At 57.7% G+C, this 19,452-nt stretch carries 19 protein-coding genes; 16 read left to right on the forward strand and 3 right to left on the reverse strand.

The window, feature by feature from the left end; genetic code table 11:
* Positions 1–702: 702 nt before the first annotated feature.
* From ABD892_RS25370 to ABD892_RS25380, 3 genes are all read right to left on the reverse strand, one after another.
* Positions 703–1,152, reverse strand: coding sequence for a hypothetical protein (locus ABD892_RS25370; protein ID WP_345199120.1), 450 nt, complete (start codon positions 1,150–1,152; stop codon positions 703–705).
* A 13-nt stretch (positions 1,153–1,165) separates the two neighbouring features.
* Complete coding sequence (locus tag ABD892_RS25375; protein WP_345199121.1) at positions 1,166–1,375, reverse strand: hypothetical protein; 210 nt, start codon at positions 1,373–1,375, stop codon at positions 1,166–1,168.
* Positions 1,376–1,473: 98 nt separating this feature from the next.
* Positions 1,474–2,505, reverse strand: a complete 1,032-nt coding sequence (locus ABD892_RS25380; protein WP_345199122.1) for a hypothetical protein — start codon at positions 2,503–2,505, stop codon at positions 1,474–1,476.
* A 126-nt stretch (positions 2,506–2,631) separates the two neighbouring features.
* Between ABD892_RS25380 and ABD892_RS25385 the strand changes: the two genes are divergently transcribed.
* The 16 genes from ABD892_RS25385 to ABD892_RS25460 all read left to right on the forward strand — a co-directional run bounded on the left by ABD892_RS25385 (position 2,632) and on the right by ABD892_RS25460 (position 19,377).
* Positions 2,632–4,509 carry a portal protein gene (locus tag ABD892_RS25385; protein WP_345199123.1) on the forward strand — a complete coding sequence of 626 codons (1,878 nt, stop codon included), beginning with the start codon at positions 2,632–2,634 and terminating at the stop codon, positions 4,507–4,509.
* Positions 4,506–4,760: a hypothetical protein gene (locus ABD892_RS25390; RefSeq protein ID WP_345199124.1), complete on the forward strand. Its 255-nt coding sequence runs from the start codon at positions 4,506–4,508 to the stop codon at positions 4,758–4,760. The genes ABD892_RS25385 and ABD892_RS25390 overlap by 4 nt, the downstream gene beginning before the upstream one ends.
* On the forward strand, positions 4,757–6,367 hold the full coding sequence (locus ABD892_RS25395) for a hypothetical protein (protein WP_345199125.1): 1,611 nt from the start codon (positions 4,757–4,759) through the stop codon (positions 6,365–6,367). The genes ABD892_RS25390 and ABD892_RS25395 overlap by 4 nt, the downstream gene beginning before the upstream one ends.
* 109 nt (positions 6,368–6,476) lie before the next feature.
* Complete coding sequence (locus tag ABD892_RS25400; protein ID WP_345199127.1) at positions 6,477–6,743, forward strand: hypothetical protein; 267 nt, start codon at positions 6,477–6,479, stop codon at positions 6,741–6,743.
* Positions 6,744–6,825: 82 nt separating this feature from the next.
* Entirely contained in the window at positions 6,826–7,089 is a 264-nt protein-coding gene (locus ABD892_RS25405) for a hypothetical protein (RefSeq protein WP_345199128.1), read from the forward strand.
* A 60-nt stretch (positions 7,090–7,149) separates the two neighbouring features.
* Positions 7,150–8,115 carry a hypothetical protein gene (locus ABD892_RS25410; RefSeq protein ID WP_345199129.1) on the forward strand — a complete coding sequence of 322 codons (966 nt, stop codon included), beginning with the start codon at positions 7,150–7,152 and terminating at the stop codon, positions 8,113–8,115.
* A 202-nt stretch (positions 8,116–8,317) separates the two neighbouring features.
* On the forward strand, positions 8,318–9,502 hold the full coding sequence (locus ABD892_RS25415) for an SU10 major capsid protein (RefSeq protein WP_345199131.1): 1,185 nt from the start codon (positions 8,318–8,320) through the stop codon (positions 9,500–9,502).
* A gap of 69 nt (positions 9,503–9,571) precedes the next feature.
* On the forward strand, positions 9,572–9,859 hold the full coding sequence (locus ABD892_RS25420; protein WP_345199132.1) for a hypothetical protein: 288 nt from the start codon (positions 9,572–9,574) through the stop codon (positions 9,857–9,859).
* Positions 9,849–10,250 carry a hypothetical protein gene (locus tag ABD892_RS25425; RefSeq protein ID WP_345199133.1) on the forward strand — a complete coding sequence of 134 codons (402 nt, stop codon included), beginning with the start codon at positions 9,849–9,851 and terminating at the stop codon, positions 10,248–10,250. The genes ABD892_RS25420 and ABD892_RS25425 overlap by 11 nt, the downstream gene beginning before the upstream one ends.
* Positions 10,247–11,761, forward strand: a complete 1,515-nt coding sequence (locus ABD892_RS25430) for a hypothetical protein (protein WP_345199135.1) — start codon at positions 10,247–10,249, stop codon at positions 11,759–11,761. Before ABD892_RS25425 ends, ABD892_RS25430 begins: the two co-directional genes overlap by 4 nt.
* A gap of 9 nt (positions 11,762–11,770) precedes the next feature.
* Positions 11,771–13,312, forward strand: a complete 1,542-nt coding sequence (locus tag ABD892_RS25435) for a hypothetical protein (protein WP_345199136.1) — start codon at positions 11,771–11,773, stop codon at positions 13,310–13,312.
* Complete coding sequence (locus tag ABD892_RS25440; protein ID WP_345199137.1) at positions 13,309–13,728, forward strand: GNAT family N-acetyltransferase; 420 nt, start codon at positions 13,309–13,311, stop codon at positions 13,726–13,728. The genes ABD892_RS25435 and ABD892_RS25440 overlap by 4 nt, the downstream gene beginning before the upstream one ends.
* On the forward strand, positions 13,721–15,586 hold the full coding sequence (locus tag ABD892_RS25445; protein ID WP_345199138.1) for a hypothetical protein: 1,866 nt from the start codon (positions 13,721–13,723) through the stop codon (positions 15,584–15,586). Before ABD892_RS25440 ends, ABD892_RS25445 begins: the two co-directional genes overlap by 8 nt.
* 9 nt (positions 15,587–15,595) lie before the next feature.
* The gene (locus ABD892_RS25450; RefSeq protein WP_345199140.1) at positions 15,596–17,047 is read left to right on the forward strand and encodes a hypothetical protein; all 1,452 of its coding nucleotides are present in this window, start codon (positions 15,596–15,598) and stop codon (positions 17,045–17,047) included.
* Positions 17,048–17,056: 9 nt separating this feature from the next.
* Positions 17,057–18,808 carry a hypothetical protein gene (locus ABD892_RS25455; protein WP_345199141.1) on the forward strand — a complete coding sequence of 584 codons (1,752 nt, stop codon included), beginning with the start codon at positions 17,057–17,059 and terminating at the stop codon, positions 18,806–18,808.
* Positions 18,809–18,993: 185 nt separating this feature from the next.
* Positions 18,994–19,377: a hypothetical protein gene (locus ABD892_RS25460; RefSeq protein ID WP_345199142.1), complete on the forward strand. Its 384-nt coding sequence runs from the start codon at positions 18,994–18,996 to the stop codon at positions 19,375–19,377.
* The last annotated feature ends 75 nt before the right edge of the window (positions 19,378–19,452 follow it).

Here is a 19,452-nt window from a genome sequence, read left to right on the forward strand (position 1 = left end):
AGCCGAGATTTACTCTGAAGCTTTTGCTGTCGTAGCACGAAAATAATTTAGACGCACGTTTTTAGCGACAGCAACCACTGAGCTAAAAAGACCTACAAGCGAATACTAAAGCTGATTATGCAAACCATTTTTCAACAGAATGAACTGCTAACAGCTATTATACTTCAAGCGAGTAATATTAGATTTTGAACTCACCCGATAAATATTACTAAAAACCTTTCTTATTAACTCAGCTGAGTCATATCAGTTTTCCACTGGGAACTGGCAACTTGTTGAAGATACATTGGAAACATGTGTCATTTCACTATCACTCCAATATTTCTCAAAACATTTATTTCCCGGTATCAGACCAACACCACAGTATAAGCGAACAGTATCATGTAGCGTATGTCGGTTCGCCTGATGGACGTTGTTCACCATCCGCTTTTGAACAAACCACGCTACCGCCCGAAGGGGTCGCACGATCGCTTCAGGATCTGCGGAGCGTGGGCCTCGGTAGCTCGGCGTTCAAATTTTCGTTCGGGAAAAATCCGGAATCTAACCACGTTTTGTGTGCCAAGGCTATTGGTTGAACGGGCAGGAAGGCAGGTGTTTTCACGGTTATCGGTGTTGCTTATTGTCACCCCGTGGAAGCGTTGACACGCCACCATTCCATTTACCTGCCCTGATCGTCTTGTCTGAATGCAATCTTGCCAGCAAGACTCACGCCCCGCACTCGCATTCTTGCGCCACCATCAACATTATCTTCTCGTAAAACGCAGGGTGCACATACGCAAGGTCAAACCCCGGTATCATCTGCTTCAGATGGATATCCACCATGAGTTCATCCGGTATCCGCCCATGGCCGCTGGTGCTGTCCATGGTGCAGCTGACCGCCACCTGGCTGATGCCTAATGCCTGGGAAAGGGTCAGTGGCGACAGGGGCTTCCAGCTCGACTGCGCGATCAGCCGCCCCCGCTCGAACGTCTCACGGAACCGGGCACGCATCCCTTTCTCATGGGCGTCCAGTGTATACACGGTGGGCTTCGGAAACGCAGGCGGGTGTGCCTTTCGGTAAAGCCGCAACACCTCCTCCGTCGCCGTGGGAGGAACCGCTTTCTCCTCACGGGTCTTGTTTCTGAATGACTCCCATTCCTTACGGGTCAGGATCATCGCGCACTCCTCATCAGGCGTTACTGCTCACCCGCCGGATCTTCCGTAACCGGGGCATGCAGAGCGGTGTGATATGTTCCTTGATGACCGGCTCACTGACGTTGATCCCCCAGCGCTTCAGCGTGCGGAGATAACCGCCGACCCGGTCACCCTCCAGCATCAGCAATTCCCACTCCTCGCGGCTCAGGTCGAAATTCATCCTGACCGCCTCGCAGAGTGCCATCACTTTACTCCTGGCAGCGACACATGCAAGGGCGATCGTGCTTCCATCCCTGCGCGGCACCTCGAAGGCCACCACATAATTCCGGTCGAAATCAGGCATCATGCACTCCCCCGTAACCGGTAATCATCCAGGGAACATTCATCCCATTTCCTCACCCGGCCTGCCCTGACCAGGGTATGCGGGTTCATCACGCGCACGGTCTTCACCCGGCAACCGGATTTCCGGGCAAACAGCCCGACACACTGCAACAGCTCGGCCCGGTGGTCCATCATGTCGCCCTGCACATTCAGCAGGTCGATGCGGGTTTCCCCTATGTGGATATCCAGCCGCCACTGCCGCCGGGTCAGTGGGTGTACCAACAGGACATTGTTGTGTTTTTCCCTGCGGCAGGGGGGCCTGCTGCTGGCGTTCCTGATGATGACCGGCTGCCTCACCACCCCGGAAGGCTTCACAACCGGCGCTTCGACCTGTTCCGGCTTCGGCCCGGCAACGGTGTTGCGCGGCCTGCTGGCGACCGGCAGTGTCTCCGTTTCCCCGTGCCTGGTGAAACGCCTCGCACGGTTTTCCCGGAATACATGGACAAACGGCTCCGTCCCGTCCGCCCCGTTGCGTACCGATGCAATCCCTTCCTTCCCCGCCTTCCGGTACAACCCCCGCACCCGGGACAGGATCGCGTTCACCCGCTGCTGCGACGTGAAGTTCAGGGGCGAGTAATCGCATACACGCTCTTTCACGCCGTCAATCACCGTCGAGAAGCGGTACACCACCTGGCCGTCTTTCACCACCAGCTCCGGCACAAACCGGTTATCGAACCCCAGGTCGATGGCGTAAGCGTCGTTGCGGTAATAGTCAGGCAGCAGTACAGACAAGAAGACCAGCGCCTCATTCAACACATCGGACACCCGGCGTTCCCCGAACGGAAAGTACCGGCTGATATCCGCACGGATATGTTTCTGCGGGGCATTCACCATCAGCCCGTGAATGCTGTTGCCCTGGCCATGCAGCGTCACATAGAGCGGGAGGGCGATGGTTTCACCGCCAATCCGGACGCTGTACATCGGCAACCGGTGGTGCCCCACATCCACATACCAGACCGCATTCTCTTTCTTCCGATAGGCGCTTGATGCCATCGCCGCTCCTTCCTGTCGGTTCTTATTACTGGCACTCACACTAACCTAAAGCGCTATTGGAGACAACCTAGGGACGACACAAAGCAAACCTGAAACCACAATAATTGCAACCAGGGAATGGATTACATGGACTCACTCACGGACGGCGTCATCGTCGACCTGTCAAACCTGGCAGGTCTCCTCACGAATTACGAAGACATCTCCTCGCACCTGCACGAAGACCAGGAGCGCAAGATCGTCGACTACGTCAAGTCGATGCTCAGGATGAGCCACGCCAAAATCTCCAAACGCTACGACCACTGGCAGGAAGCCGACCGCGCCCACGATGTCTATGTCCCGCCGGATGCCACCGACTTCCGCGAAAAAGCTGTCATCTCCGACACCCGCGCCGTTGCCGACACCGTTCTCACCTACATGATGAGCGCCCTGGCCGGGCGTAATCCCATGTTCCAGCTCGAAGGTCTCGACCGTGACTCGCGCAAAACCGGATCAGTGCTCGAACGCATCCTGCATCAGCAAATGCGCCGTGGTGCAGGCGAGGCCCGACTGGCCCAGATGATGCTCGACAATATCCGCTACGGGATATCGCCCACCAAGATCGTCTGGGATAACCAGAACAACACCAACAAAATGATCAACTTCGACCCGCGCCGGACCTTCCCTGATCCGCGTATCACCTGGGGCGACTGGGAGCGAATGCAGTTCTGTGTCTTCGTCGACTACGCCTCCACCAGCGCCCTCGTGCAGTCCGGCCTGTACCCGCGCCTCAAGCACGATCCGAAGCTCCGTACCCGGCAGGCCAACCCCAAGTCCGGCTGGGAGGCCCACCGCTGGAACCGCGAGGAAGGCCGTGGCTACTCCATCGACCCCACCGATCCCCTGGAGAAAGAGAACAGCGCCAACGGTTCCTTCACCCTGGGCGACGCCCGCGTCGTCGATGAAGCCTGGGTGCGCCTGGCCGGTTACGAAATCGGGATGCCAAACATCGAACAAATCTGGCTCGTGATGACCATCGTCGACGAATCCCACGTCATCCGGTTACAGCTCAATCCTTATGGCCGACAGTTCCCGATCAACCTGGGCGGATTCTTCCTCGACGGCCACAAGACATTCCCCCAGGGTCTCTACGACGTCATGCTTCCCATGCACAACATCGCCACCTGGCTCATGCGATCGCGCATCGACAACGTGCAGGCCGCATTGAACAACCTGATCTTCGCCGACCCGACCCAGGTCTCCATCCCGGACCTCATCGACCGCAATCCCTGGGGCGTGGTCCGCACCATGCCCGGCTCCAAACCCGGCGACGGTGTCTTCATCGCGCAAGTGCCCGACGTTACCCGTGGCCACTGGAATGACATTCAGGCGCTTAACGAACTCAAGCAGCGGGTCAGTGCCGCCTCCGACGCACAGCAGGGCGTACCCACGACGGACGTGCGCACCGCCACTGAAATCCAGCGCATGACCCAGCTCGGCAGCCAGCGCCTCGGTATTCTCTCCCGCATCGCCAGCGCCACGATTATGCGGCCCTGTGTACGGATGATGGTCGGCAACATTCAGGATGCGATCGAAGTCTCCGGCTCGATCCGAATGGACCCGTACAACACGCCGGGCAACCTGGCCGACATGATCAACGACGGCTACCTCGACTACAACGCCCTCGATCTCCAGGGCAACGTCGATTACCTGGTCGTCGACGGCACGCTACCTATCGAGCCAACGCGCTCTCCCGAAGTCTGGATGAACATGATCCAGATCCTCACGAACACCGGCCTGAACATGGAATACAAAGTGGGCCGCATCGCTGAAGAAGCGATCCGCGCCATCGGCATCTCCGACCTCGACCAGTTCCGCATCTCCGAAGAAGAACGCCAGCAGGGCATGTCGCCCTCACAGCAGATGGCCATGATGGAGAAGATGCGCGGAGCCAGCGTGCAGCCGCAAGAGAACGTCCAGCGCGAAGTGGAAAAAGGCAACCTCATACCCGCGAGGCAGGCAGGATGAACCTCGAACAGATCAGAAAGAACCTCGACCCTCTCACCGCCCAGTACATCGACATGCTCAATGCCGAACGCAAGGCCGAACTCGACGCGCTCAGGGAAACAGTCAACCGCGAGTTCAGGGCCATTAAGCAGCGCCTCGACGAACTGGGCCAGCACTCCATCACCCAACACGAGGTCGACAAGTACTCGCTGACCAAAGCCAAGGTCATTCGCCTGATGAAGCAGCTCGGGATTTACGAGGACAAGGAATGAGCCAGACACGCCCCACCGGAGACCAGATACGGTTTACCAGCCAGTATACCGGCGAACATATCCTCGACCTCTACCTCGAAGCCTGCGAGAAATCCGGTCGGCAGCTACCGGACATGCTCGACGACCTGTTCGACGAGAGCGGCGTTCTCAAGGCCAGTATCGAGCTGCGCTACAACGTCGCCACGAAATACCTGGAGTACCGGAACGGGGATTACGTCGACCCCGAAACCGGCTGGGTCGCCCTCGACACCTTGAGTTTCTTCAACACCCGAGGCGACTATGCTGACGCCACCGATTACAACAACCTGGACATCGTCAATTACAACAATGGCGTCATGATCTGCTCCGAGGCTCATACCTCGTCCGGCCCGACCCCGGACATGACCCGATTCAATGTCATTTTTGACCCCACCTATATCGACAACGCCACCGCACAGGTCAAAGCCGACAAGAACGCCACCGCCGCCAGCGCCCAGTCGGTCGCTGACACGAAAGCCGCCATCGACAGTATCAAGGCCGATATCGACACCCAGGCCGCAACGGTCACGCAATCCGAGACCAATGCCGCCCAGTCTGAAACCCAAGCTGCCGCCTCGGCGACAAGTGCCAGCACCGATGCAGGCCAGGTCAGCACCGACAGGTCCACCGTCCAAACCCTGCGCGATGAAACCCACGCATTCCGCAATGAAACCGAAGTCTTCAGAAACGAAGCCTCAACCTATGTGGGTTCCCTCCAGGGCACCATCTCGGAATTCGGCGCGATCGACCTGTCCGCCAATACCTATCCCACCAAACCGGCTACCTCCGCCGTCTGGTTTGTCTCCGTCGGCGGTACCGTCGACGCAATCGAATACCGCGCTGGCGATTCACTGTTCTACTCACTGGTCGACGATGCCTTCTATCGCACCGGCAAGGGGCTTGACGGCACGGACGGCCTTTCCGCCTACCAGGTCTGGCTTAACAATGGCGGCAGCGGTACCGAACAGGACTTCATCGACAGTCTCAAGGGGGTACCGGGTGACAAAGGCGATACCGGCGACATTGGAGACAGCGCCTACCAGGTCTGGCTCGATGCCGGTAACTCGGGCACGGAGGCGGATTTCATCGATTCCCTGAAAGGTGATCCCGGCGATAAGGGGTCACCAGGGCCGGGGTTGCCCCCCGGCGGTACCGCAGGGCAGATGATCGAAAAGGTCGATGGTACGGATTACAACACCCAATGGGTCGATCCCGCCAGCGGCGGCCTGTCGTCTGTCTATATGTGCAATTTGAACTTACACTCGGATGTGACCAATTTCCCGCTGACCGTGGGCTATGTGTGGGTCGCACATGGATCTGATGTCGTTTATTCCAATAGCAAGTGGTATTTCGCCACCGCTGGCATCTATGAGGTGTTTGTACAGATAAAATGCCTGAAAACCTTTACCACCCTGACAATAAAGCATGGCTCTTCATCCATAGCCACAATGACAGAAGAAAATGGCAGATATACCAATACCTCGCAGATTATCAGTGTCAGCAGTAACGATTATATTGAGCTGATCCTCACCGGCTCGATAACCAACAGCAGACCCAACAGTTACTTAACCATCAAGAAACTGGTTTGAATGGGCCAGGGTTCCGTGGCCAATCAGTCGCCACAAACGTCCCGCAGGGACGACACACATCCCAAACACTCATTAACCTTACAGGAAAGCCTCAACCGTACCCGACACCATGACCGAGCAACGCTTACAGCAGATTGAGAGCAAACTCGACAAGATTGCCGAAACCCTGATCAAGCTGGCTCGCGTCGAAGAACGTGTCGCTGCGATCATGGAAGAGAATCGCACGCTCAGAGCCAACCTCGCCGACAACACCCGCAAGATTCAAGAAGTCGAGAAAAGTCAGTCCAGTTCACGCTACGTCGAACGTCTGGTCTGGCTTATCACTGCCACGATTATCGGGGCATACCTCACCGGCAAATCCATAGGTGCATTATGATGTCCATGACCCTGATTTACTCCACCTCCAACCTGATCTGTCTCGGCATCGGTCTTGCCGTCGGCACCCACCTGGCCAGGAAATGAACGCAAGGGACGCACTCAAAGCCCTGGATGATCTCAAGGCATCGCCGGGCTGGGAATATCTTACCCAGGTCATGCAGGACGAAATCGTCCAGACCGCGTTCGCCATCGCCGAAGACCCGGTCATGACCGAGCGTGAACTGGATTTCCGTCGTGGTGCCATGTTCGCCGCGAAGAAACTCCTCCACCTGCCCGATCAGTTAATCCTCCGCCTCAGTTCCGACTCCATCCTCGATAACGCCAGGAAGGACGACACGCGCTAAACCCTGTCGCTATCGTTAAATCAACCCAATGACTCCGCCAAGGCTGAGAAAGGAATCTCTATGAATCCCGAAGACCAACAAGCAGTAGATCGTATCGCCGCCGCCCAACTCGGCGCAGAACCCAGGCAAGGCCCGGAGAAATCCGACGCGACGCCCGAGGAACAGGCTGTCGAGAGGGCCGCGCCGAAGACCGAGGACAAAAAGGGCGACGAAGCGCCTGTCATCTACGAAGTTGAGTTCGGAGAAAACGACAAGCGTCAGCTTACCCCGCAGCAGATCAAAGCCACCTTTGAGCGCTACGCCTCACAGAACTACAAGAACCAGCAGATGAAACCTGTGAACCAGGTCATCGACGCCATCATGAACAAGTACAACGCCAAGCCAGAAACTCTGGCCAAAGCGCTGATCGAGATGGAAAAAGGTTACAACAAGCAACAAAACCCTCAGCAAACACAGCAGTCAAATCCACAAAGCGACGACCCCGATCCGTTCAAGACCTGGGAAGACGAGAACTCGGCCAGCCTCCCTCCTGGCTATCGGGAAATGAACGGCCAGATGAAGCAGCTCGCGCAACAGAACATGCAGCTTCAGCAAATGCTTCAGCAAGTCCTGGCCAAATCCCAGGGTGTCGCCGACGCCGCCAAGCAGGGCCAGCAGCAGGCCGCCAACCAGAACAACATGAATATCCGCCAGCAGATCGCGAACAACCTCGATCGCGCCCAGCAGCAGGTCGGCATCGACAGCAAGGATGCCCAGGAGTTCATGACCTTCGCCGCCGAGCGGGGCTACACCCTCGAAGACTTTGTCGACCCGCACATGACCCTGACCGTCATGAACGATTACAAGGCGAACAAAGATGGCCCCGAGATGACCCGGCTGCGTGAGATCATGCAGCGCCGACAAGCCTACACCGGCACGGTCGAGGGTGGGCCGGGCGCGGGCGGCGAACCTGCAAAGCAAGACCCCGCCCTTGCCGATATTGACCGCCTGGCCACCGCCGCCTTCAACCGTCGCAACCCCCGGTAACGACCAGGCCGGAGGCATCCGGCCCTTTCCCGGAAACCATCAGCCCCGTTAAAAACAGGCAGCAGAAAGGACGACACCACCAAAACCTGCGTCTTAAAATTACCCCATAGCTCGCCACGGCCAGCTCACCCAACCCTCTGCGACGGGAATCCCGCAGAAAAAAAACCGTTTTTTTCCCAACATCCCGTAAAGGACTACGACTATGCCGGTAGGAATCCAGGGGTTGAGGGGGACCGGTGAGTTTGACCAGGATCACCGCCCGCTCAACTACCGCGAATTGTACAGCCTGTTAGAGCCGAACGGCTCTGCGCCCCTGAATGCCCTCCTGTCCATGACGGCCAGCGAGAGCACTGACGACCCGGAATACAAGAACTTCCGCGACGAGCTACCCGACCGGACGTTTGCGGTCGACAACGCTGGCGGCTACGACGCCGCTGCGACCACCATTTCCGTCGACGCCGTACCGCAAGTGGGTTTCGTCGTAAAAGGCTCGCTGATCGTCAACGTCACCACCGGCGAAGTGATGCATGCAACGGCTGACGGTGACGCCACCAGCGGTACCGTCCAGGTCGTCCGTAACATCGGCGGCACCGCGTTCGCCATTTCCGACAATGACGACCTGATCGTCGCCGGTTTCGCCGCGAAGGAAGGTGATGTATCGCCGAACGCCGTATCGTTCGACGCTGACGTTGCCAGCAACTACACGCAAATCTTCCGTACCCCTTACAAGGTCACGGAAACCTTGCGCCACACGCGCCTGCGTACCGGCTCCAAGGAAGATGAAGCCCAGGTGAAAGCCCTCAAGCTGCACATGAGCGACATTGAGCGTGCCATGTTCTTCGGTCGCAAGCACATCACCGATCCCAACAGCAACCAGCCTACCCGTTACACGGGCGGCCTGCTGTCGAACATCTCCAACGTCGTCGACTGTGCGGGTAACACTACCGCGAACACGATGACGGAAGAAGAGTTCGACGATCTGCTGATCTCCTCAATCTTCGCCTACGGTTCTGACACCAAGATCATGTTCGTCGGTGCCAAGGTTGCAGGCCACATCCAGCAGTTCGGCAAGGATCGCTGGCAACCCACGCAGCTCGAAGGCACCTATGGTGTGAACCTGACCGGTTACAAGACCTACGCCGGTACCCTGGCGGTGCATCTGCACCCGCAGTTCCGCCAGATCCCCGGTCTCGAAGATACGGCAGTCATCATCGACTTCCCCGATCTGTGCTATCGCTACCTCGAAGGTCGTGACACGCACCTGCTGAAAGATCGCCAGGGCACCGATGAAGATGCGGTCAAGCACGAGTACCTGACCGAGTGTGGCCTGGAACTCAAGCAGGACAAGACCCACGCCATCATCAAGAACTGGAAGCTGCGTAAGTAACAGCCTCCGCTAACCGAAGGGCCAGTCCGCGTGCGAACGCCCTGGCCCTTTTCTTTACCAGGGACGACCATGACAGCGAAAATGGAGAAGGGGCAAACCGTTAATGTCCCTGCCACAAAAAAGAAGCCAGCCTCGAAGAAAGCCGTCATCGAGCCAGCACCGAAAAAGTTTGTCGAATACATCGCCACGGAAGCGCACGCGACGAATCACGTTATCCGTACCGTCGACACCCTCTGGCGGGCCAAATCCATCGACACCACCGGCCACTATATCTGGCGCATTCCGGCAGAAGATGTCGAGCGGTTTGAGAAGCACCATGCGTTTGTCCAGGGCCGGGTCAAGCGTCATGGCAAGTGATACCAGCCTCAACCCTCATATCAGGGATAACCATAGCGACCTGCAAGCACTGACCCGTAGCGCCATCCGGCGTTATGGGGACTTTGCCCCGAACACGATCGAGGGCGAAGCGGCGCTTATGTTCGTCGAACTGGCCAACATGATCGTCGACGAAATCAACCAGCACCCGTATTGGCTGGATGATCCGATCGAATACTATACCCACATGACCGACGCCCGTCCGATCCCGGACATGATCATCACCAACGGCCTGCTATTCCAGTATTCGCTTCAGCAGGGCAGCCCCAAATCCAACCTGTACGGCCCGATGTTTTACCAGACCATGAACAAGCGCCTGTACCAGAAAAATTTCGGTACCGGCAAGATTGCATTGCAGGTACATGACCGATGAGCCTGATCACGTCGAGCGCACAGGTACCCACCAAGGTTTCCGCCTATGAAAACTTCCTCGGCCTGGATACCTCACGGGATTCCATCGCCCTCGACACCGGCACCGAGCAACACCTGATCGAACTCGACAACGCATTCTGTGACTGGCGTGGCCAGATCGTCCGCGATCCCAGCGCCGACAAACGCAACGCCGACAGTTTTCCCGTCACCCATATCCGTCACGCCGCGCCTGATGCTGTGGCATGGTCCGAGATTCGCGGCGACGGCATCGCGCTCAACAGTGAGGACGGCCACCTCGAAACCGCGATCTATCCGGCGAACGCCGTGGTCTCATCCACCACTTACAACCGCAAGGCAATCTTTACCGCCTTCGGCCTGCCCAGCTACGGCTACGACGGCACTGCCTGGACTCGCCTGCAATCCAATCACCTCGACACCATCCGGCCTGCATTCATGGCCAGTGTTCAACGCCGTTTGGTCGTCGCCGGTTCCCAGGGATTCGAGACACGGGTCTTCATCTCCCGCGTCGACAACGAAGACATCTTTCCCGACGACGAACCGGACAACTCTGAGAACGTCCTTCGCGCTGGTTACATCGACATCGCCAACCTGCTCGGCACTGCCGACGCCATCACCGGCCTGGCCAGCTTCGAACAGGACCGTCTGGCTATCTTCACCAATGACCGGACATTCATATACAGACTTGACCCCAACATTGAATACTGGGCTGTCGATGACAGGGCCAACATCAACGTCGGCTGTACCTCGCACAACTCCGTCGTCCGTGCAGGGTCCGATCTCCTGTTCTGTTCCCGTGACGGCGTACACTCCATCAAAAGAAGTATCGAGAACGGCATACTCCTGTACTCGGTTACCATGTCCGAGAAGATCGACACGCTATACCGCGAGCTTTTTCGCAGTGTCAGCAACCCCCAGGAAATATCCGCAGTCTGGAACCCCGACGAGAATCAGTATCACATCTTCTTCCCGCAACCTGGCGGTACCGATGCCAAGCGATTAACCCTGACCGTGAACAACATGGTCGAGATCACCGAGCCTGCCGCGACCAAGTGGTCAACCGGATCATTCCTGAATGCAAGATGTGGCGACTTCCTCGGCGGTAGCCTGACCTACGGTACCTCGGGCGGCGTCTATACCATCAACAACATCGAAGACGCCGGTGAAGTCGCACCGCAGATGACCATCACCACGCCGATCCTCTGGCATGGTTCGGTCAATACCATGAAGGACACCTACTCGCTGATTTTGCAGGCGGCGGGTAGCGGCGACATCACCCTCATCGCCTATGACGAACTGAACAACGCACTGGGCAGCACGATCATCACCGTCAGCGAAACCCCGGACGACAACAACTTTCCCGACGTGCCATTATCAACCCAGTATGAGTGGTTGTTTCAGTACCGGTACAAGGGCGTGAAACTGCGCCTGACGACGACAGGCAACGGATTGCTTCGCATCATCGGCTTTGCGGTCACCGTCAAGACAGCGTAGAGGCAAAGGATGGCCAGGTTACGACAGCAATTTCCCCAGAACTACATCACCTCCGGCAACATCTCGCAGGAGTTCGAAAGCGTTATTCGCTACCTCAACTCCGCCGAGCTGGGTAATCACACCATCGCAGAATTGCTGCGCATATTGTTCGACGATGAGGGACGTTTCATCGGGCCGGTCGAACTGCGCCGTGACGCCTCAAGCGGCATCGAATACCGCGTCGGTAGCTACAGCGATCCCGACAATGGCTGGAAAGTTCTGGCATCCCTCGAAGAACTCCGGGGTGAACCGGGTCAATCCGTGGGAGAAGTTGGCGCACCGATATTCTTTGCCAGGCTGGACTATACCGGTGACGACGCCACCACGGTTTTCAGTTACGCCCACGACGAATCCGACGACGTGCTGGTATTTCTCGACGGATTCCTCCAGACCCCGACCACTCACTACACCACATCACCAACCAACGGCAATGTTACCTTTGTAGCAGCACCAACCAACGGCCAGCTCATCACCTTTTATCGGGTTCGTGCCGCCGCCATCTCTGGCTACCAGCGCACAGACACCGTCACCGACAGCACCCAGGCGGCATTCCCGTTCGAGTTCAGCGATGACACGCAGATCATGGTGTACCGTAACGGCATCATGCAGCGCCCTGGCGGTAGCCATGACTACACCGCCCAGCCGGAATCGAACACGATCACCTTCAACACAGCCTTACCCGCAGGCAACCTGGTCACAATACTGACCGGCGAGAACATCGCGTCCCAAACCCTGACCGGTTTCATGTTCGAGGCACACTTTGTGAACCCGGCCACCGGCCTGATCCGGTTGGACAAGGTTGAGCTGGCCGATGACGCTATCGGACAAGAGAAGGTCAACGGACTGGTGACGGCGCTTTCCAACAAAGCGGTCCTCCATATCAGCGCAACCACCCCTGTCGATGCAGAGACCGGCCACTTCTGGCTGAACACGGCCAGGAATCCCAACCAGTTATTCATCTATGACGGTGTGCAGTGGTTGGCCACGACACCGGACGCCGCGTTACCAACATTCAGCACCTCCAATGCTGGCCAGTACGTCCGTCTCAACGGTACCGGCACCGGGTATGAGTACGGCGCGATCGACTTCAGTGGCCTGATCGAGAAGAACACCAAGGGTGCAGCCAACGGGGTCGCGAGCCTCGACTCATCCGGCCATATCCCGACCAGCCAGTTACCGGAAGTGCTGTCGCAATCCTCAGTCTTCAGGATTGTCGACGGGGTAGTCTCCGATGGCGACATTACCTTTACCCGTATCTTCCGCCAACGAGTCCGGGTCGAGGCGATATCCCTTCGCCTGACCTCCGGCACCTGTACCGCCGAGCTGATCGTCAACGGCGTGGTCGTGGGTTCTGCCCATGCTGTCAGTTCAACCCCGATCGAAATCACGCTCGGCTCCATTGTCGAGATCGACGCGACCGCCAGCAGTAAAACCATCGGTCTCAGGATCACCAACGCCAGCTCGCCAGACACCCTGGATGCGGCCATTGCCATCAGCAACCTGACACTATGAAGATCGGTATCGACGACTCCGGTATTATCCAGCGATGGGTGGAGACATGCCTCGACTGTCCGTCCCTCGGGCCTGCCGTTTCATTTTTTGTGGAAAAGAACGACCAGCTTCTCGCTGGGATTACGCTGTACAACTACACGAAAAACGATATCCACATAGCGGTTTATGCCACAACACCCCGGTTCCTGACACGCACCTTGATGGCCAATGTATTCGGTTACTGCTTCGACCAGTTACAGGTTGACCGCATCACCACCACCGTACAGGTATCCAACAGCCACGCAAACCGGTTCAACCAGAGGATTGGTTTTGTGAAAGAGGGGCGGGTTCGCCGTGCCATCAGTGGGGAGGATGCCGTTCTCTACGGCATGTTACGGGAGGATTGCCGTTGGCTGAAAGGAGTGAGCAATGGGTAAGAAAAGCGGTAACGATTATACGCCGCCACCTGCACCAGAAGAGAAATACGCCACCCAGATCGGGCATTTCTCCCGCCAGGAAAACCAGCGCCGTGAGCAGGAAGCAAACGCCTGGAACGACAGCGTCAGCGCTTTCAATAACCAGCTCCAGGGCTTCGCCGACCAGGGGAACGACTTTCTGAGCCAGGCTCGCGGCCTGAGCTTCGCCGACCAGGACGCCATCAATACACTGCGTACCGATGTGTACAGCACACAGGACCAGTTCAATGCGCTGAACTGGACAGGAGGCAACGAGCCGCTGTTCCAGTCCTCACAGTACGGGTTCACGTTGGGCAACAACTATTACGGTGCCAATGTCGGTGGCCTGGCCACGCCCGACACCCTCGACGCACCGGATCTCGCCCAGAGATCCAGCTACGGCAATGCCTTCTCAGGCACCCTCGACATCCTGAACAGCCTCGACAGCCAGTACAGCCAGGAGCAGCAGCGCTACCAGGGTTTTCAGGCCAACCAGCGTACCCTGGCCGACCAGTACAACCAGACATTCAATACCCTCGGCATCGCCAACGATACGGCCATGAACACGCTGGAGCGCAATATCCAGAACGCGCTGGCGGACAATCAGGGATTCACCAGCGAACTCAACACCGACTTCAGCCGGTCAACCGGATTATTCAACGACACCCTGGCCGGTATCGCCGACCTCCGTTCCCAGCGCGAGGCAGAGCAGCAGCGAATCAATGACTTCCAGACCCGGATGAACACCCTTGCCGGTACCTATGGCCAGACCCTCGACGGCCTCGACATCACCCATGCCGACGGGATCATCAACCTCAACTCGGATATCGAGAGCACCCTGGCCAATGTACGAGGCTTCAGTTCAGAACTCAGTCCTGATCTCTCAGCCCAGCTCGAAGCCCTGTCCGGCCTCGACAACCGGGTCGACAGCCTCCAGCTTGAGCGCAACCTGGAACTCCGGCGCATTGCTGACGCCGAGGCCAATGCCCGCAACCAGTCGATCCAGATCGCCGACCTGGCCAATGCTTCCGGCATCTACAACCAGGCCAACCTCGACAGCGCCTACGAGCGACTGGCGCAACAACAGTCGGCCTTGAGCGACTTCAATTCGGTCCTCGACTACGACTTCAGCGACGAGAACAGCCTGCTCACCTCGACCCAGGGCATCCTCGACTCGCTCACCAACCAGCGCACGAACACCGTCGACAACCTGTTCAACTCGGCCACGGAACTTGGCCAGTCGATCCAGTCGGCCCAGGACTGGGACGAGGCCGCCCTTCGGGAGCTGAAAGCCCAGGCGCTCGCAGGCCAGACCAGCGCCAATAACTTTATGGGTGGCCGTGCCGGTGATCTCCAGACCGCCTACGGCGACACGGTTTCCTCGATCAATGACAGGCTGCAAGCACTGTTCGACACGCGATCCACCATCGAGAGCGACGCCCAGGCATTTCAGGGTACCCTCGACGATACAACGATCACCTCCCTCGACCAGCTAAAAATCCTCGAAGACCAGTTCTCGGGCATCAACAGCCAGTACGGCCAGTACAACGCCGCGCAGGCCCAGGACGAAGTCGATGCCATCTCGCAGTTATTATCAGGCGAAAGGACTCGCCTGGAAGCGGACGCCGAAGCGGCTGCCAGGGCCGAACTCGCAGGCCAGGTGGAAGTGTCAAACGCGCTGGACCAGTTCGGCAACCTGACCCTGACCGGCCTGCCGTTCCGTGATCCCCTGACCGTGCTGGAATACAAAGCCTGGCTGGAGAAAAACGGTAACGAGGAAGACGCCGATAACCCGGCCATGATCAGCGCCTTCGCCCGCGCTCTCGGGCTGAACAGTTAAGGAGGACTTATGGAGCCCTTCAGTGCCGTCCTGATGGGGGCGGGTGCCCTTTCCAGTTTTTTCGGTTCCAGCGATGCCGCCAGGCAGGCCGAGAACCAGATGGCCATGCAGGCGGACGCACTGGCGCTCCAGCGTCGTCAATCCGAACTGGCGAGTTCGCTGGCCGTACAAGAGCTGGAGTACCAGCGCTGGCTTAACGACATCCAGCTCGGGCAGAACCAGTTCAACCAGCAGCAAGCCCTCAACGCCTTTGATTATTACCGGCAGCTCCAGGCATCGGATCGCAGCCAACAGCAGGCCGAGCAGGATTACTTTCGCGACCGCCAGACCCATTACGACCAGCTCGCCGCCAACCAGCGGGCATTCGACATTGAGCAGTTGCTCCAGAACCAGCAGCTCACCGCCGACCAGCGCCAGTATGCCATTGACCAGTTCGACTGGGCCAAGGGTATCGCTGCCGGGGAGCGCCAGACCGATCTCGACAACTACAACGCCGCGCTCCAGCAGTTGCTCGACGAGCGTAACTACGACATCCAGCGCCAGACCCTTCTCGACAGTCAGGCCCAGGGCGAGCGTCAGTTCATGCTCGACGAACGCTCGCGCATCCAGGGACTCACCGACGACCTGGCCACGGAACTCGACGCCCTGCGCACCCGGCTCGGAGCCTTGCCGACGGCCAACCGTTATACCGAGGCGGACGTCGAGAGCGAGGCCCAGGATCGCTGGGCTACCTACCAGGCCAACGTGGACCGCGCCGCCGACCGGATCGGCTCGATCAACGAAGCGGCCATGATCTCAGGCGGCATCGACGCCAGCACTACCGGAGCCACCCGTCGCGCCGAAGTGGCCTCGCGCATGGCGGACGAATACAACAACGCCTATGTTCGCGCCTACGATGATGCGGCCAAGTACATCGGCGGGTTACAACAGATCGAGAATACCGGCGTGCAGCAGGCGATCCAGGAGCGCATGGCCAGCGTCGACGAAATCATCAAGGCCAACGGCACGGTTCTCAACTACAACATGAACCTGCCCAATGCGCCGAGCGCCATGTCGCCCACGATCAATACAACGTCCGCCGCCTACGACCGCAATATCCAGTCGGCCTTGACTGGCGCACCGGTCAACATCGGCTCGGGCGTCTATACCCAGCCGGTCAGCCAGGGTTATGCCAGCCAGATCAACATCCCCAGCGCCGCTGGCTTCCAGTATTCAGGGGATGGCACGGCCAGCACGCAAATACCCGGCACCCAGCTCGGCGCACTGATCAACGCCGCCACCAATTCAACCAACGCCTTCGTCAACAACTCCGGCAACCTGGCCAACACCTACACGAACATGGCCAACAACCAGGCCAGCCAGCTCGGCAGCATCCTGGCCGACTTCACCCGGCAGGGTATGAACGGCCAGCCCAGCATGGCCAGCCAGAGCCGGGACTGGATGAGCAACGCATGGAGCTAAGGAGGGATCATGCTTAACATCCCATGGGGTAACGTCTACGGCGGCTACCGCGACCGCAATGAGCAGGTCGAGGACCGGCGCAATGTCCAGCGCAAGGCCAACATCGACAGCATGGCTGCCATGCAGCAGATCATCGCCCAGTCACCGGGGATCACCCCGGAACAGGCGGCAGGTCTCTACCGGCAGATGAACCCCGGAGCGCCGAGCGACTGGATCGCCGATTACGTCAACCGGCAGAACCAGGAATACACGCACAAACAGCAGTTGCAGCAACGGCAGGAACAGCGCCAGGTCCGCACCTCCCGCCTCGCCAACATGCAGGCGATGCAGCAGTTGATCGCCAACTCGCCGGGCATGACCCCGGAACAGGGCATCGAACTCTGGAAAAAGATGGACCCCAACGCACCGGGAGAGTGGGTCGCCAACTTCATCGAGCGCCAGAACCAGCAACACGCCGTCAAGCAGCAGCAAAACCAGCTCGCAATGCGCTCCCAGGAGATGCAGTTCATGGGCCAGGTGGACGCCATGCGTGACAACCTCATCATGCAGCTCGGCAATGACGCCTCTCCCCAACAGCTCGGGCAAGCCCTGGTCGGCCAGCTCGGGCAGGGATCGGAACAATACGTACAACGCTCCCTGTCTGGCGTGCAGAACCTCGGCCAGCATCGCCAAACCCTGATGACCAAAGCCCTCGGAAGCCAGATGGATACCATCAAAAGCCTTCCGGTCGCTGCCCGTGGTGATTACCTGCGCCAACAATTCCCCGGCTTCGGCGATGAACTCGCCATGCAGTACGAGAACGACGCCCGTTACGAGATCCTCAAGGGGCTGGGTGAACGGCCCGAGGTATTCAGCCAGCTCAGTGATGACGAACTCCTGGCGAGGGCCAACAGGGAGCGTGAGCGACAGGGGTTGGCCGATGAATTTAGCATCGACGAGATCAACCAGACCCTCGGCAGCCCGGCCTACCGTGACGCCGCCTACAAGCAGCAAAAACGCATGTATGACAAGGGGATGCTTGAGCGCGAGGAAAGGGCGGCTGACCGGTTCGCGGAAAGGAAAGGGATGCAGTCGGAGCGGATCAAGCTGAACGCGCAGGCTGTCCTCGAAAAAGATTCCAACCCTGCCGCCGCCGCACTCGGTATCAGCCGGAAATACCTGCTTGACGATGACACCATCGACTTCGTGATTACCTACCTCAAGGACAACGAAGAAGCCCTTGAGGAGATGATGCCTTCGGCCATCGAGAGCATGGTGATTTCCGCCGCCATGCAGTCGGGGTATTCGTCCGGCTTTACGGATGAGCAGGGCTTCGTGAACCAACAGATGTCGAGGTACAGCCAGGGAGCGCGGCCACCGCTTCCCTCCTTTGAAGGCCGGTTCAAGGAATATGACAAGGATATCGCGTCGGTTTTCACCCCGGATGTGATGATCAAAGCCTTCACGGATGACAGGCGGCACATCGTTGAAGGTGCCTACGATCCGGCCATTGCGTCGGATGTCGCCAGGGTCAGGGACATCGTCGAGGCTGACTTCGAGCAACAGAAGCAGGCATTCATCCAGCGCATAGACCAGCACATCAGCGAAGTGGAGGCGGCCATCGACAACCCCCGCTACTTCGGCATGTACGGCAACGAAAAAGACCGGCTCAGTGACACCCTCTCCCGCCTCTACCGGCAGAAAGAGATACTGCGCCAGACACCGGCACCGGATTACGAGATCAGCAGCACGCTGATCAAAGACCCGACCGGTTACAGATAAAGGGTTATACCTTTGTCGTATTTAAGATTATGGTGATCAGTTATATGATTATTGCTGCTTTGACAAACACGTTGGATGAATACATTGATTTAATATTTTTTCTTATTTTTCAAAAATGCGTTAATTATTTTTTATAACGTAGTTTCGCATGCAAAGACGCAATACTCATACAGGGAGGTAATACCATGTTTTTATCGTGTGTAAAAAGAAACAATAGCATTAGTGACAGTGGTTATTCGACAGGTTCCAGTGATTCGATAAAATCAGAAGGTTCAACCGGAAGCCGGGGAGTTGTCGAGCATAGAGGAAACGCATCCATTCCTAACAACCCTGCTTATGCGGACAATGCTGAGCTTGTTGCCCGTCATATTCGCGTCAGCGAAGGAGTGCAATCACTCATTGAGGAAAATCTTCGTCTGCGACAACAGCATCCTGAAATAACCGCAAAACTTGACGAGGAGAAAAGCAATAAGCGAAAGTTTTTTGAAGCTCCCAAAGAAGTTCGGCCAGAACCTGAAGTGCATTTTTTTCATGATCGCTATGGAAGATTGATGGTACGGACTGGTTGAATAATAGCTGTCACATTTTCTATCCAATAACAGTAGATCAAACTGAAAGGCTGTTCTGATCGAGGGTAGAAAGAG

This window comes from Kistimonas scapharcae, assembly GCF_039540975.1.
Lineage (GTDB): Bacteria > Pseudomonadota > Gammaproteobacteria > Pseudomonadales > Endozoicomonadaceae > Kistimonas > Kistimonas scapharcae.